Origin of the sequence: Pseudomonas sp. 34 E 7 (assembly GCF_900005715.1) — a bacterium.
Lineage (GTDB): Bacteria > Pseudomonadota > Gammaproteobacteria > Pseudomonadales > Pseudomonadaceae > Aquipseudomonas > Aquipseudomonas orientalis_A.
Window position 1 is genome coordinate 44,716 of the sequence record NZ_CVTX01000168.1, and the last position, 14,551, is coordinate 59,266.

Genomic DNA, 14,551 nt, shown 5'->3' on the forward strand with positions numbered 1-14,551 from the left:
ATGAGCGCAAAAGTGTGGCTCGTAGGCGCTGGGCCCGGTGATCCGGAATTGCTCACCCTCAAGGCGGTAAGGGCCCTGCATGAAGCAAACGTGGTGTTGATCGACGATCTGGTCAATCCGGCCGTCCTGCAGCACTGCACCGACGCGCGCGTGATAACCGTCGGCAAGCGCGGCGGCTGTCGCTCCACGCCGCAGGCGTTTATTCACCGCCTGATGCTGCGCTATGCGCGCCAGGGCAAGTGCGTGGTGCGGCTTAAAGGCGGCGATCCATGCATTTTCGGTCGCGGTGGCGAAGAGGCGACGTGGCTGCGCGAGCGTGGGATCGAGGTGGAGCTGGTCAACGGCATCACCTCGGGGCTGGCTGGAGCGACGAATTGCGATATCCCGTTGACCCTGCGCGGCGTGAGCCGTGGCGTGACCCTGGTCACTGCGCATACCCAGGATGACAGCAGCGTGAACTGGCGCGCACTGGCCGAAGGCGGAACGACGCTGGTGGTGTACATGGGCGTGGCCAAGCTCGAGGAAATCCGGCAACAGTTGCTGGAAGGCGGCATGGCTGCGGATATGCCGGTGGCGATGATCGAAAATGCATCGTTGCCCGAACAGCGCGAATGCCGTAGCCACCTCGTTGCCATGCATGAAGACGCGCAGGCTTTTGCGCTGAAAAGCCCGGCAATCCTGGTGATTGGCCGTGTTGCCGGCGCAGCACAGATGGCGTGCGATGCGGCAGCGGCCAGCGCTTGAGGTAAATCGCAGGCGAAAAAAAGCCCGGCCTAAGCCGGGCTTTTTGTGAAACTCGGCTAATTACTTAGCTTGAGCTTCAACCGCTGCTTCTACGCGACGGTTAACAGCGCGACCAGCTTCAGTTGCGTTGTCAGCAACTGGGCGGGATTCGCCGTAACCTACGGAGGTGATGCGGCTAGGAGCTACGCCATCTTTAACCAGGACTTGCTTAACAGCGTCAGCACGACGCTGGGACAGCTTCTGGTTGTAAGCGTCTGGACCTACGGAGTCAGTGTGACCAGCAACTTCTACGTTGGTGTCTGGGTACTGAGCCATGAAGTCGGCCAGGTTTTTGACGTCGCCGTAGCTGTTAGGCTTAACAACCGACTTGTCGAAGTCGAACTTAACGTCCAGCTCAACACGAACAACCTGAGCAACCGGAGCTTCTGGCTCTGGAACTGGCTCTGGAGCTGGTGCTGGGGTAGGAGCTGGAGCAGCTGCGCCAGCGTTACCGCCGAAGTTCACACCCAGGCCAACCAGTGCGGAGTAGTCCCACTTGCCGTTGTCCAGACCGTAGTCAGCTTCAACACCAGCACGAGCGTACAGGTTGTTGGTGAAGTAGTACTTCACGCCGGTACCGATGGTAGCGAAAGTGGTCTGGTCGCGACCGCTGTGGCCGTCAGCCTGAACGTTGGTACGGCTCTGGTGGCCGAAACCGCCTTCAACGTATGGACGCAGGCTGTCAACGCCAGCTTGACCGAAGTGGTATTGGGCAACCAGGCTGCCGGTATCACCTTTGATCTTCTGGCTACCAGTACCGTCGTTCGAACGGGTGTGGTTAGTCTTGTCGTAGGACAGGTTCAAGGACAGGTCGTCGGTCAAGAAGTAACCGATGCGAGCGCCAGGATTGAAGCCGTCTTCGATGTGCTTGACGCTATCGTTGTACTGCTTCTTGTAGAACAGCTCGCCTTCAACTGCGCCTTGGCCTTGTGCCAGAACGCCGAAAGAAGTAGCGGCAATAAGAGAACCAATGGCCAAGCCCAAGGTGTTTTTCAGTTTCATCCGTTAAATCCCCATCTGGTGATTGTAAAGCAGTCCCACAAACCGGGGGACAACTCGGCGACAAGTCTAACAGAACTTGCCTACACGTAAGAGATATTTGCTACGCACTAAGTTTCAGTCTCGCCCGCAAATTTCTCACGTAATTTATCAAGAGCACGTTTGTAACGCATCTTTGTAGCACTCAAACCCATGTGCATGATGTCAGCGATTTCTTGAAATTCCAATTCTGCGACGAAACGTAGCACCAGAATTTCACGATCGATCGGATTCACATGCACCAACCAGCGATCGAGTCCGCCCTTTTCCTCGGGTGTCGGCGCCTTTTCTTCAGACGCTTCCTCAAGGGGGTCCAGACTCAACGCGTCCATCAAGCGACGCTTTCGCCGTTCCTTACGATACTGCGTGATGCACTCGTTGTACGTGATGCTGTAGAGCCAGGTCTTGAACTTCGATTTGCCCTCGAAGTTCTTCAGGCCGTACAGCACCTTGAGCATCACTTCCTGACAGACATCGTCCGCATCTCTATCGTTCCCTAAATACCTTGAACAAACGTTGAACAGAGTGCGTTGATACCTGCGCATCAATTCTTCGTACGCGCGTGTTACGTGAAACAGCTCCGTGTGCGAACGCGCGACCAACTCCTCATCAGAGAGCTCACGGGGGTCATAGCGCGTGGACAGCGTTTGGGCTTTATTCAAAACAAGTCGTGCCGGCAGTCAGGTCAATGTCCGCTGCAACCCGGTCAGCCGGGTTCGCGGCGGCGTACATTAGCAGGGTTTGCCGGTTTAGCGGCTACTGACCTGCTGCTCCAGGAGAATCCGGTTGGACAGCGACACCAGTTCTCCGTCGTCGGTCAGCACGGTCGTCTTGACTGTACCGATCTCCTCGATCTGCCCTTCGACCTCGCCCACACGCACCTGTTGCCCCACCTGATACAGCTCACGCACATAGATTCCCGCAAGAATCTGACCGGCAATTTCCCGGCTTCCCAAGCCCATGGCCAGTGCAACGGCCAGACCAACGGTAATCAAAACAATCACAATAACGTGGTTCAGCAGGTCGGTCTTGACCTCCAACTGGCTGATCGCAACCGAAATACTGATGATGATCACCAGCCCCTGGGCGATTCGCCCAAGGCCCGCCGCATAGTCCAGGCCGACCCCTTCGGCGGCTCCGCGTACCAGGCCATTGGCCAGTTGCGCGAGTAAAACGCCTACCAGCAGCACCAGCGCGCCGCCGAAAACTTTCGGCAAATACAATGCCAGCATGTCGAGCGTAGCTGAAACTCGCTCAAGTCCAAGGGACTGAGCCGCAGAAACCAGGAAAATAAGTAGAACGAACCAATAAACGATCTTGCCGATCAGCGTCGAAATCGGAACCTGCAACCCGGCACGGCCCAGCAGCTTGGTCAGCCCGGTGCCGGCCATCAGGCGGTCCAGCCCGAGCTTGGCGAGCAATTTGGACAACAGGGTGTCAAGCAGCTTGGCCACGACAAAGCCCAGCAGCACCAGGACCAGGGCACCAAAGAGGTTGGGAATGAAATTCGCCACCTTGGTCCACAATGCGGTCATTGCGGTGACCAGGCTCTGGGTCCAGAGATCAAGTTCCATATTCAATCAGCCTTATCAGCAGTGCGAGCAAGAGGTTTATGTCGGGAAACAGGCGATACATGGGCCGAACCATTGTTCAGGGCCATCATCAACGCCGGCACCCAACGCCCGAGCAGACCGAACAGGGACCCCGCCCCAACCTGACGGTTGGCGGTTTTCAGTACGCGGCCCAAGCAGGCATCGTCATCCCGGTTGGATGGCGAAGCATTGAGCATGTCACGCAAAGACTGTTCGAACGGATCGTGCATAGAGACCTCTCGCAAGTGATTTAAAAGACGAGGGTAAAATTCATCGGGTCACATCGACCCTTTCCTACGTTCAGCTCATATTCAGCTCAAACCCAGCGTAACCGTCGAAAAAGCCACCATTGACCCAGCGCCACCGAGACCATCAACAGGCACGCAATCATGAATCCGTAGGGGCTGCCGGAAAACGGGATGCCCCCCACATTGATGCCCAGCAAGCCGGTCAGGAAACTCATCGGCAAGAAGATGCCGGTGATGATGCCGAAGCGGTACATGGTGCGGTTCATGCGCAGGCTCAAACGTCGGTCTTCGGCCTCAAGCACAAGCCCCACGCGCTCTCGGGCCAATTCGAGTTCTTCCAGGTAGCGGGTCAGGCTGTTGTGTAACTCGTTCCAATAGTCAGCGTCGTCATCACAGAACCACGCCAGTTTGATTCGCGTCAGCTGCGCAAAAATATCCCGTTGCGGCGCGAGGAAACGCTTGAGCCCGGCCGCTCGCCGACGGATCTGCAGGACGCTGCCGTGCTCGGGGGTGTACCGTTCGTCGGCATCGAGTTTTTCTTCCTCGGCATCGACAATTTCGGACAGTCCAGTGACCAGATCCTGCACTTTATTGGTCAGGTATTGCGCCATATAAAGGATCAGTTCCGACGCGGTCCTGGGCCCCTTGCCCTCGGCCAACTGCACCAGCAGCTCATCGGTGGCGCGTAACGGGCGCAGCCGCAGGGAAATCACACGATTGGCCGCTGCGAATATACGTACCGAAACCATGTCCTCCGGTTCCGCGCCGGGGTTGAGATTGATTCCGCGCAGAAAGAGCAGCAGTTCGGCATCCGGCAACGGCAGCAGCCGCGGACGGGTGTTTTCTTCCAGCAGCAGGTCACAGGCAAATTCACTCAGACCGCTGGATTGGCGCAGCCAGGTCTGGGTTTGCGGATGGCTGCGGTCCCAATGCAGCCACAGGCTTTCCTGGGGCTGCAGTTGCAACTCGTCAAGCTCGGTCCGGGCAATCGAACGCGCACCGCCTTTACCGTCCAGCACCAGGGCATGCACCAGCCCCCACTGCGCGTTGTCTTCCTCGAACATCCTCATCCCTTTCGGCTACTGCGGTTTATTCCGGCATTTTCAGTGGGGTGGGCGAGACGATCACCCCGTTGTTGTCGGCGTACACGTATTCACCCGGGCGGAACGTCACGCCTGCAAAGTTCACCACCACGTTCAGGTCACCCAGGCCGCGCTTGTCGGTTTTCATCGGATGGGCGGCCAGGGCCTGCACGCCCAGGTCAGTCTGGGCAAGGACATCGACATCGCGGATGCAACCGTAGATCACCATGCCTTCCCAGCCGTTTTTCGCGGCCTTTTCGGCGATCAGGTCACCGAGCAACGCACGCCTGAGCGAACCACCGCCATCGACCACCAACACCTTGCCGGCGCCCGGCTGCTCGGCCTGAGCCTTGACCAGGGAGTTATCCTCGAAGCATTTGAGGGTGACAATCTCGCCGCCGAAGGAGTCTCGGCCACCGAAATTGCTGAACATCGGCTCAAGCACCTGCACCAGCTCCGGGTAGGCGTCGCACAGGTCGGGGGTCACGTAATGGTCCATCGCGAAACTCCTGTCATCAAAGAAGGGGTCGAACAGCTCACGGCATACATCAGGAAAACGTGCTGCAGCAGGCATTCTTTAACTGCCCGGCCACCGGCGCCGGTCATGATCAAACCGCAATCAACGCAACGCAACAGCCGTTACGCGACTGAATATGACCAGAAGCGCCTGAGGCGTCATATCTTAGCCGCAACCACTCAAGAGTCAAACGGCCTCGATAGCGCGCTTCGTCACACCGCCACAGCCACCTCGGGACGGGTGCCGAGCACAGGTGTCAGCGGGTCTTTCAACCAGCGCTCCACCAAGGGCCACACTTGGGCCTGCGCGGCTTTGCTGACCAGCATTTGTACATGCCCGAAATCTTCGGTAAAACCCTGCCGACGCCCCAGGCACAGGTACTGGCGATGCTCGCTGCCGACTTGCTCGAACAGCTTGCGACAGGCCCAGTCCGGGTCCTGCCGATCGCCCGCCGCGCTGACCGCCAACAACGGCACGTCGACCGCTGCCAGGCCTTTCCACCAATCGCGCTCGGCGTCGCCAAAGCGGCCGAACAGGCCGCTCCAGCGCAGCGCTTCGATCATCACGCCGGCCGGTTCGTCCTCCGGCCCGCGCTTGAATCGCGGGCCGGACACCTGGGCCAGACGCTTCAGGATCAATCGAGCGCCCCACTCCACCGGTGGAATTTTCAACGGCCAATGCGTGCGGCTGACCTGGCAGCCAAATAACGCCACCGAGGCCACTGACTGCGCGTTCAAGGTTTGACCACCCAGCGCCGCAGCCAAGGTCGTGGCGCCGAGGGAATGCCCGATCCAATGCGGCACCTGCCCGCTTTGCTCGTGCACAAAGGCGCCAATGGCCGGCAAATCGTAACGTGCGTAGTCGGCAACGCGGTTGCGCACGTAGTCGCGGTTGCGCCGGGACAGGCCATGGCCGCGCATTTCCGGGATCCACACATCAAAACCCCGGCGCGCCAGGTGAGCGCCCAGGCCGATGCCCTTGGGCGAATACCAGAAGCGCCGATTGGAAAAACTGCCGTGCAGGAAAATAACCGGCGTGCCCCGGTTTTCCGGGACATCGGCCAGACCCAACCGGGTAACCGCCAACTCGACGGTCGCGTCGGGGCTGTTGCCGGGCTTGAGGCGGTACACATCTTCACTCAGGTCGCCACGACGTTCAGCGCTGATCAGGGCGACAGGAAACAGGTTGCTGCTGCTTTGCATAATGTTCTTGCACAAAAAAGGGCGGCGTCCGGCAGGAATTCCGCCCTGTACAGATAAGAATGCCGGTCACCCTCGACAGGTGACCGGCACTTTTGACGTAGCGGCTTTAAGCGGACGCTTGGCCTTCGGCGAGGAAGAACCAGGTTTCAAGCACGGAATCGGGGTTCAGCGAGACACTTTCGATACCCTGTTCCATCAGCCATCTGGCCAGGTCAGGGTGATCGGAAGGGCCCTGGCCACAGATACCGATGTACTTGCCGGCCTTGTTACAGGCCTGGATGGCGTTGGACAGCAGCTTCTTGACCGCAGGATTTCGCTCGTCGAACAGGTGAGCGATGATCCCGGAGTCACGGTCCAGGCCCAGGGTCAGCTGGGTCAGGTCGTTGGAGCCGATGGAGAAACCGTCGAAGAACTCCAGGAACTCTTCGGCCAGGATCGCGTTGGACGGCAGTTCGCACATCATGATGACGCGCAAGCCGTTTTCGCCACGGGACAGGCCGTTTTCAGCCAGCAGGTCCACGACTTGGCTCGCTTCGCCCAGGGTGCGCACGAACGGCACCATGATCTCGACGTTGGTCAGCCCCATCTCGTTGCGCACACGCTTGAGGGCGCGGCATTCGAGTTCGAAACAGTCACGGAAGGCTTCGCTGATGTAACGCGAGGCGCCACGGAAACCCAGCATGGGGTTTTCTTCTTCCGGCTCGTAAAGCTTGCCGCCGATCAGGTTGGCGTATTCGTTGGACTTGAAGTCCGACAGTCGCACGATGACCTTTTTCGGGTAGAACGCCGCTGCCAGGGTGCTGATACCTTCCACCAGCTTCTCGACGTAGAAGCCCACCGGGTCGTTGTAACCGGCGATGCGCTTGTCGACGCTTTCCTTGATGTCCAGCGGCAGGCCGTCGTAGTTCAACAGGGCCTTGGGGTGCACGCCGATCATGCGGTTGATGATGAATTCCAGGCGGGCCAGGCCCACACCGGCGTTCGGCAACTGCGCGAAGTCGAAGGCGCGGTCCGGGTTGCCGACGTTCATCATGATCTTGAACGGCAGGTCCGGCATGGCGTCGATGGAGTTCTGCTTGATGTCGAAGCCCAGTTCGCCTTCGAAGATGAAGCCGGTATCGCCTTCGGCGCAGGACACCGTCACACCCTGGCCATCTTTCAACAGCTGGGTGGCGTTGCCGCAACCGACCACCGCAGGAATTCCCAGCTCACGGGCGATGATCGCCGCGTGGCACGTGCGTCCGCCACGGTTGGTCACGATGGCGCTGGCACGCTTCATCACCGGCTCCCAGTCCGGATCGGTCATGTCGGAGACCAGCACGTCACCCGGCTGGACTTTGTCCATCTCGGACACGTCCTTGATGATGCGTACCTTGCCGGCGCCGATGCGCTGGCCGATGGCGCGGCCTTCCACCAGCACGGTGCCGGTTTCCTTGAGCAGGTAGCGTTCCATGACGTTGGCCGACGTACGGCTCTTAACGGTCTCGGGACGGGCCTGCACGATGTACAGCTTGCCGTCGTCACCGTCCTTGGCCCACTCGATGTCCATCGGGCACTTGTAGTGCTTTTCGATGATCATCGCTTGCTTGGCCAGCTCGCTGACTTCAGCGTCGCTCAGGCAGAAACGCGCACGCTCGGCCTTGTCGACGTCGACGGTCTTGACCGAACGACCGGCCTTGGCCTCGTCGCCGTAGATCATCTTGATCGCCTTGCTGCCCAGGTTACGGCGCAGGATGGCCGGGCGACCGGCCTCAAGGGTGTGCTTGTGCACGTAGAATTCGTCCGGGTTGACCGCGCCTTGTACGACGGTTTCACCCAGGCCGTAGGCGCCGGTGATAAACACCACGTCACGAAAGCCCGATTCGGTGTCCAGGGTGAACATCACGCCGGCGGTGCCGGTTTCCGAGCGCACCATGCGCTGCACGCCGGCAGACAAAGCCACCAGCTTGTGGTCGAAACCCTGGTGCACGCGGTAGGAAATGGCGCGGTCGTTGAACAGCGAGGCAAACACTTCCTTGGCCGCGCGGATCACGTTTTCCACGCCGCGGATGTTCAGGAACGTTTCCTGCTGACCGGCGAAGGAGGCGTCGGGCAGGTCTTCGGCGGTGGCCGAGGAACGCACAGCGACCGCCATGTCCGGGTTACCGGCCGACAGGGTGGCGAAGGCGGTGCGGATCTCTTCGTTGAGCTTCTCGGGGAACTCCGCTTCCATGATCCATTGGCGGATCTGGGCGCCGGTCCTGGCCAGGGCGTTGACGTCATCGACATCCAGGGCGTCCAGGGCAGCGTGGATCTGGTCGTTGAGACCGCTCAGCTCAAGGAAGTCACGGTAAGCCTGGGCCGTGGTGGCAAAACCACCCGGCACCGACACGCCAGCGCCTGCAAGATTACTGATCATCTCGCCGAGGGATGCGTTCTTGCCCCCCACGTGCTCTACATCATGGACGCCGAGCTTATCGAGGGAAACTACGTACTCTACCAAGGTGATCTCTCCACTTTCTGTGTTGGAAAAGCTCAGGACGCGGCTTGCTCAGTAGGAGCGAACGCCAGCGCTTGTGGCCTGGACCTGGAAAATAAGTGAGAATGCGGCCCACTGCGGGACGGCAAAATCGCGCCTATCATATCCAAGATTCGCCATCAGCTTAAGGCCCAGGGCTCAAATGAAACGATCTGCTTTCTTTATTTCCGATGGCACCGGCATCACGGCCGAAACACTGGGCCAGAGCCTGCTCGCGCAGTTCGAAAACATTACCTTCGCCAAATTCACGCGGCCTTATATAGACAGCGTGGACAAAGCGCGGGCCATGGTACAACAAATCAATCTGGCGGCTGAAAAAGACGGTTGTCGCCCGATCATTTTCGACACCATCGTCAATCAAGACATTCGTGAGATTCTGGCGACCTCGAATGGTTTCATGATCGACATCTTCTCCACATTCCTGGCGCCATTGGAACAGGAGCTGAGCGAACATTCCTCTTACTCCGTCGGAAAGTCCCATTCCATTGGTCATAATTCCAATTATATGGAGCGTATCGAAGCGGTGAACTTCGCCCTCGACAACGACGACGGCGCCCGCACGCACTATTACGACAAGGCCGACCTGATCCTGGTAGGCGTGTCGCGCTGCGGCAAGACCCCGACCTGCCTGTACATGGCCATGCAATTCGGTATTCGCGCAGCCAACTACCCGCTGACCGAAGACGACATGGAACACCTGACGCTGCCCGCCGCCCTGCGCGCGCATTCGCACAAGCTGTTCGGCCTGACCATCGACCCGGACCGCCTCACCGCGATCCGCAATGAACGCAAGCCCAACAGCCGTTATTCAAGTTACGCCCAGTGTGAGTTCGAAGTGCGCGAAGTGGAAAATCTGTTCCGTCGCGAGAATATTGCGCACATCAATTCCACGCATTTTTCAGTGGAAGAGATATCGGCGAAGATTCTGGTGGAGAAGGGTGTGGAGCGCAGGTTCAAGTGACCTGTATTGCCTGAGCTGACGCTATCGGTATGAACCAAACTTCTGCTACGCCGCTGAACCTGTGGGAGGGGGCTTGCCCCCGATGGCGGTGGATCAGTCACCTGATGCACTGACTGACACTCAGCTATCGGGGGCAAGCCCCCTCCCACATTTGATCTTCGCTGCTCTGAGCATTTCGTTCGCTTAACTGACTGGCATTAGGGCAACCCCCCTCCCACACGACCCAATTGTGTCAGTCTGGCTACAGGTGAAACCTTCCCCCTCCCTGCCCCAGCGCCGTCGCCAGCGCATCGAACCCCGCCCGCAGCAACTGATCATCCCCCGAGGTATTGCAAATACTCGCCCGGATAAACTGCGGCACCGCCGTCTGCCCCACTGCAAAGGCTTCGGCGGTCGCGATCAGGTAGTTGTTCTGCTTGAGTTCCGCCTCGATTTCCGACGCGCGCCAGGGTTCCGGTACTTCGATCCAGAAGTGCGGGCTGTTGAGGTGAGTGCGGTACTGCAGGCCGCTCAATAAGCCCTCCACCAATGCCTTGCGCCGGGTTATCTCGTTGATCTGCTGGCGCAGCAGGTATTGCGCCGTGCCGTTTTCGATCCATTGGGTCGCCAATTCCAGGGTCACCGGGGTGGCCATCCAGCAGGTCGAACGCAACGCCGCTGAAATACGGCTGACCAACGCCGGCGGCGCATGCACATAGCCCACGCGCAGCCCGGCCGATACCGCCTTGCTCAAGCTGCTGATCAGGATCGTACGCTCAGGGGCGAAATAACTGAGGGGCGCAGGACGATCCTCTACCAGCACCCCGTGGGCCTCATCCTCAAGAATCAGCAGATTATGTTCACGACAGACCTTGGCCAACGCTTCACGGCGCGGGACTGACAGCACGGCGGTTGTAGGATTCTGGATCGTTGGCGTGCAATACAATGCCGAAACCCGGTGATTTCGACAGACTTCATCCAGCGCGCCCGGCAGCACGCCTTCGTCATCCATCTCCAGCCCGATCAAGCGCACACCCAGCATACGCGCGGCGGTGATAAGCCCTGGGTAAGTCAATTGCTCGGTGACCACCGTGTCGCCGGCACGCAGCAACGCCATCATTGCGCAGAGCAGGCCGTGCTGGCCGCCATTAACACAGATGACCTGCTCGGGAATCGGATTGAAGTCGCGCTGCACCAGCCATTGCGCACCGGCCTCGCGGTAGCGCGGCAGGCCCGCATCCGGCGTATAGGCGCTGATGTCCTGGAGAAATTTGCCGTTGGTCGACAGGGTTTGGAAGCTCTGGGCAAGGAACACCGTCTCCTGACCCGGAATATGCATGTTGCGGCTCATGTCGAAGTACTGGCGCGGCTCCTCGCTGACGTTGCGAAAGCCTTCATCACGCTGGCGCTCCATCCCACGCTTGCGCACGAATGTGCCGTCACCCACGCGCGCGACTACCAACCCCAAGCGCTCCAGCTCACCGTAGGCCCGGCTGATGGTGCCGATAGTGACGCCCAGATTGTCGGAAAGGACCCGATGGGGCGGCAGTTTTCTTCCCGGCTCAATCGTGCCTTCAAGGATGCCCCTTTCCATGACATCGGACAGGCGCTTGTACTTCACGCCCTGACCATTGGACAACCCCTCACGCATAATTGACACCATGTCAATATTTGTTTTGACAGTCATCATTCGCCCTAATAGTGTGCTTTTGCGGGTTCAATCACCGGATTGAATCACTTATAACAAGTTCAATATAGAGTTCAATTCCGGCTCAGGGAAGCAATAAACGATGCCAATGTCCGCCATTCTTGAAAACACCGCAAAAACCAAAACCCGCAAACAGTGGCTGGCCGGGTTGATCACCAGCGTGATGTTCCTGATCGTGTGCCTGAGCTGGGGCACCACCTGGCTGGGCATCAAGATTGCGGTGGAAAGCGTGCCACCGCTGACGTCAGCAGGCCTGCGCTTCCTGATCGCCTTCCCGTTGTTCCTGTGTTTCGCCATGGTGCGCCGTGAGCCGATTCTGTTCCCACGGGAAAGCCGCTGGTTCTTCGTGTTCGTGACCCTGTCCTACTTCAGCATTCCCTATTACCTGCTCAATTACGGCGAGATGCACGTCTCGTCCGGCCTGACTGCCCTGCTGTTCAGCTGCATGCCGGTGTTCATCCTGATCTTCTCCGCGCTGTTCCTGCGCGAGCGCATCTACCTCTCCCAGGTGGTCGGCATCGGCATCGGTTTCGGCAGCCTCTACATGATTATCAAGAGCCAGGGCCTGCACCTGGACCATGCCGAATTCTTCGGCGTACTGGCGATTCTGGCCGCCGCGATCATGCACGCGTTGTGCTACGTGATTACCAAGCAAAAAGGCAGCGCCATCAGTGTCATCACCTACAACACCCTGCCTATCGGCATTGCCGGGCTGATGCTGTTCGTGGCCGGCCTGTGGTTTGAAAACCCGACCTTCGACGCCATCACCCTGCGCTCCTGGAGCGCGCTGTTCTACCTTGGGCTGGTCGCTTCGGTGGGTGGTTTCATTGTGTATTTCATGCTGCTCAAGCGCCTGAGCCCGATCATCCTGTCCTTCGTGTTCATCATCTTCCCCGTGTTCGCGGTGATCATCGGCGCCTGGTATGAAGGCGTGGAGATTTCCCGTGACCTGATGCTGTATTCGGCGATCCTGCTGGCCGGCTTTGCGATCACCAAGCTGCCCATCGAAAAACTGCTGGCGAAGAAAAATTGACCCTCACCCCAAGCGAGAGAAACATGGAAGTCCTCCGCCCCCACGCCCTGGAACAGATCTACGCCCACGCAAGCCGCAGCTACCCCGAGGAGTGCTGCGGTTTCATCTTCGCCGACGGCAGTGTGTACCTGGGCAGCAATATCCAGAACGAGTTACACCGCAGGAACCCGCAGATGTACCCGCGCAGCGCGGCCAACGGCTACACCTTTTCGGTCGCCGACACGCTGCTGCTGAACAAGGCCTTTCGCAGCGACAACCCGGTGGTGGTGATCTACCACTCGCACCCGGATGTCGGCGCCTATTTCAGTGATGAAGACCAGGACAAGGCGCTGTTCCTGGGCGAGCCGATCTACCCTGTCAGCTACCTGGTGGTGGATGTTCGCCAGGGCCAGGCCCTGGGGTCAAAGCTGTTTGCCTGGGATGGCAAGCATTTCGCCCTTCAACCTTTCAACGACCTGCACACGGAGTTGTCCATGAACGCTGTCTCTTTCCCCGACATTCTGGTTCGCGTGGCCAAGCTGCCGCAATCGACCCTTGAGGGCGCCGGATCGACATTGCGCGAAGTCATTGAAAACCTCTGCGACAGTCACCCACAGTTGCGCCCGCACCTGTTTCACGAGCAGAACAACCAGCTCAAGGAGCACTTCCTGTTTACCGCCGAGGACGCGTTGATCGACGCCGACGACAGCTTGCCGGAAAACGCTCGGATTGAAGTGCTGCTGGCCACCTCCGGCGGCATCGACGTCGACACCCTGAGCAACGAAGAAGTGCAACGCTACGTACGCCATATCACCCTGCCCGGTGTCGGCCGTGAAGGTCAGTTGAACCTGAAAAAAGCCAGGGTACTGATCATCGGCACCGGTGGCCTGGGCTCACCCATCAGCCTGTACCTGGCGGCGGCCGGCATCGGCACCCTGGGTCTGGTGGACTTCGACGTGGTGGAAAGCAGCAACCTGCAACGCCAGGTCGTGCACGGCAACAGCACCCTGGGCATGCCCAAGGTGGAGTCCGCCAAACAACGCTTGCAGGACCTGAACCCCCACATCCGGATCAACGCGCACAACACCGCACTCAATACCGACAACGCCCTGGAACTGGTGGGTGCCTATGACCTGGTGATCGACGGCACGGACAATTTCGACACCCGCTACCTGGTCAATGACGCCTGCGTGCAATTGGGCAAGCCGCTGGTATACGGCGCGATCTACCGCTTCGACGGGCAAATCAGCGTGTTCAATCATAAAGGTGGGCCGTGCTACCGCTGCCTGTTCCCCAAGGCCCCGCCCGCAGAGCTGGCGCCCAATTGCAGCGCCGGCGGGGTCATCGGCGTGTTGCCGGGGGTGGTGGGCATGATCCAGGCGACCGAGGCGATCAAACTGCTGATCGGCATTGGCGAACCGTTGTCCGGCCGCTTGATGCGTTTCGATGCGCTGGCCATGAAATTCAGCGAAATCCGCTTCAAGCGCCGTGCCGACTGCCCGTGCTGCTCGGAGCTGCGTCACAGCGAGACCGCCACGCCGGCGGTGTGCGCGGATGCCGTGCCGAGCCAGCCGTCCCTGGCCGAAGAACGCTACATCGAGCCTCGGCTGCTCAAGCAAGTGATCGACAACCACCGCAGCGCCGACGTGTTGCTCGACGTTCGCGATGCAAGCGAACTGGAAGTGTGCAAACTGCCGGGCGTGGTGCACATCCCCCTGGCCGAGCTGGATGAGCAGCTCGGCAGCCTGAGCCGCGACAACACCCATTACCTGATCTGCTACGCCGGCACGCGTGCCGAGCAGGCCGCCAGTACCTTGCTGGCGGCGGGCTTCGCCAACACCAAAGTCCTGCAGGGCGGCATGAAACATTGGGTGCGCGACGTCGAACCCGACATGCCGCTGTACTGACCGG

Annotated in this window: 13 protein-coding genes; 4 read left to right on the forward strand and 9 right to left on the reverse strand. The window is 59.4% G+C overall.

The annotated features are described in order from the left end of the window. A complete protein-coding gene (cobA, locus tag BFP96_RS22125; RefSeq protein ID WP_065937018.1) occupies positions 1-744 on the forward strand; it encodes a uroporphyrinogen-III C-methyltransferase in 744 nt (247 codons plus the stop codon). 60 nt (positions 745-804) lie between these two features. Here cobA and BFP96_RS22130 read toward each other — a convergent pair whose 3' ends face one another. The 8 genes from BFP96_RS22130 to ppsA form a co-directional block, all read right to left on the reverse strand. After that, positions 805-1,785, reverse strand: coding sequence for an OmpA family protein (locus BFP96_RS22130; RefSeq protein ID WP_065892340.1), 981 nt, complete (start codon positions 1,783-1,785; stop codon positions 805-807). A gap of 107 nt (positions 1,786-1,892) precedes the next feature. Beyond that, a complete protein-coding gene (sigX, locus tag BFP96_RS22135; protein WP_057721193.1) occupies positions 1,893-2,483 on the reverse strand; it encodes an RNA polymerase sigma factor SigX in 591 nt (196 codons plus the stop codon). 87 nt (positions 2,484-2,570) lie between these two features. Next, positions 2,571-3,395 (reverse strand): mechanosensitive ion channel family protein, encoded by an 825-nt coding sequence (locus tag BFP96_RS22140; RefSeq protein WP_003193288.1) that lies wholly within the window; start codon positions 3,393-3,395, stop codon positions 2,571-2,573. Between the two features lie 2 nt (positions 3,396-3,397). Further along, complete coding sequence (locus BFP96_RS22145) at positions 3,398-3,643, reverse strand: CrfX protein (protein ID WP_065887847.1); 246 nt, start codon at positions 3,641-3,643, stop codon at positions 3,398-3,400. 86 nt (positions 3,644-3,729) lie between these two features. Beyond that, positions 3,730-4,725, reverse strand: a complete 996-nt coding sequence (locus tag BFP96_RS22150) for a zinc transporter ZntB (RefSeq protein WP_065892339.1) — start codon at positions 4,723-4,725, stop codon at positions 3,730-3,732. 25 nt (positions 4,726-4,750) lie between these two features. Beyond that, positions 4,751-5,242, reverse strand: coding sequence for a ribonuclease E activity regulator RraA (rraA, locus tag BFP96_RS22155; RefSeq protein ID WP_065887845.1), 492 nt, complete (start codon positions 5,240-5,242; stop codon positions 4,751-4,753). Between the two features lie 230 nt (positions 5,243-5,472). Continuing rightward, positions 5,473-6,462 (reverse strand): alpha/beta fold hydrolase, encoded by a 990-nt coding sequence (locus BFP96_RS22160; protein WP_065937019.1) that lies wholly within the window; start codon positions 6,460-6,462, stop codon positions 5,473-5,475. A gap of 106 nt (positions 6,463-6,568) precedes the next feature. After that, positions 6,569-8,944 carry a phosphoenolpyruvate synthase gene (ppsA, locus tag BFP96_RS22165; protein WP_065887843.1) on the reverse strand — a complete coding sequence of 792 codons (2,376 nt, stop codon included), beginning with the start codon at positions 8,942-8,944 and terminating at the stop codon, positions 6,569-6,571. Positions 8,945-9,122: 178 nt separating this feature from the next. Here ppsA and BFP96_RS22170 point away from each other — a divergent pair, with 178 nt between their 5' ends. Beyond that, complete coding sequence (locus BFP96_RS22170; RefSeq protein ID WP_003230310.1) at positions 9,123-9,941, forward strand: posphoenolpyruvate synthetase regulatory kinase/phosphorylase PpsR; 819 nt, start codon at positions 9,123-9,125, stop codon at positions 9,939-9,941. Positions 9,942-10,182: 241 nt separating this feature from the next. On the opposite strand, the gene BFP96_RS22175 is transcribed toward BFP96_RS22170, so the two are convergent. Continuing rightward, positions 10,183-11,607: an aminotransferase-like domain-containing protein gene (locus tag BFP96_RS22175; protein ID WP_065937046.1), complete on the reverse strand. Its 1,425-nt coding sequence runs from the start codon at positions 11,605-11,607 to the stop codon at positions 10,183-10,185. 160 nt (positions 11,608-11,767) lie between these two features. Between BFP96_RS22175 and BFP96_RS22180 the strand changes: the two genes are divergently transcribed. Then, positions 11,768-12,661 carry a DMT family transporter gene (locus tag BFP96_RS22180; protein ID WP_163001595.1) on the forward strand — a complete coding sequence of 298 codons (894 nt, stop codon included), beginning with the start codon at positions 11,768-11,770 and terminating at the stop codon, positions 12,659-12,661. A gap of 23 nt (positions 12,662-12,684) precedes the next feature. Then, complete coding sequence (moeB, locus tag BFP96_RS22185) at positions 12,685-14,547, forward strand: molybdopterin-synthase adenylyltransferase MoeB (protein ID WP_065937020.1); 1,863 nt, start codon at positions 12,685-12,687, stop codon at positions 14,545-14,547. Positions 14,548-14,551: the final 4 nt, after the last annotated feature.

What these genes read in the sequence shown, in the direction of transcription:
- cobA (WP_065937018.1), top strand. Translation starts at nt 1, where the DNA reads ATGAGCGCAAAAGTGTGGCTCGTAGGCGCTGGGCCCGGTGATCCGGAA.
- BFP96_RS22130 (WP_065892340.1), bottom strand. Translation starts at nt 1,785, where the DNA reads ATGAAACTGAAAAACACCTTGGGCTTGGCCATTGGTTCTCTTATTGCC.
- BFP96_RS22140 (WP_003193288.1), bottom strand. Translation starts at nt 3,395, where the DNA reads ATGGAACTTGATCTCTGGACCCAGAGCCTGGTCACCGCAATGACCGCA.
- BFP96_RS22145 (WP_065887847.1), bottom strand. Translation starts at nt 3,643, where the DNA reads ATGCACGATCCGTTCGAACAGTCTTTGCGTGACATGCTCAATGCTTCG.
- BFP96_RS22150 (WP_065892339.1), bottom strand. Translation starts at nt 4,725, where the DNA reads ATGTTCGAGGAAGACAACGCGCAGTGGGGGCTGGTGCATGCCCTGGTG.
- rraA (WP_065887845.1), bottom strand. Translation starts at nt 5,242, where the DNA reads ATGGACCATTACGTGACCCCCGACCTGTGCGACGCCTACCCGGAGCTG.
- BFP96_RS22160 (WP_065937019.1), bottom strand. Translation starts at nt 6,462, where the DNA reads ATGCAAAGCAGCAGCAACCTGTTTCCTGTCGCCCTGATCAGCGCTGAA.
- BFP96_RS22170 (WP_003230310.1), top strand. Translation starts at nt 9,123, where the DNA reads ATGAAACGATCTGCTTTCTTTATTTCCGATGGCACCGGCATCACGGCC.
- BFP96_RS22175 (WP_065937046.1), bottom strand. Translation starts at nt 11,607, where the DNA reads ATGACTGTCAAAACAAATATTGACATGGTGTCAATTATGCGTGAGGGG.
- moeB (WP_065937020.1), top strand. Translation starts at nt 12,685, where the DNA reads ATGGAAGTCCTCCGCCCCCACGCCCTGGAACAGATCTACGCCCACGCA.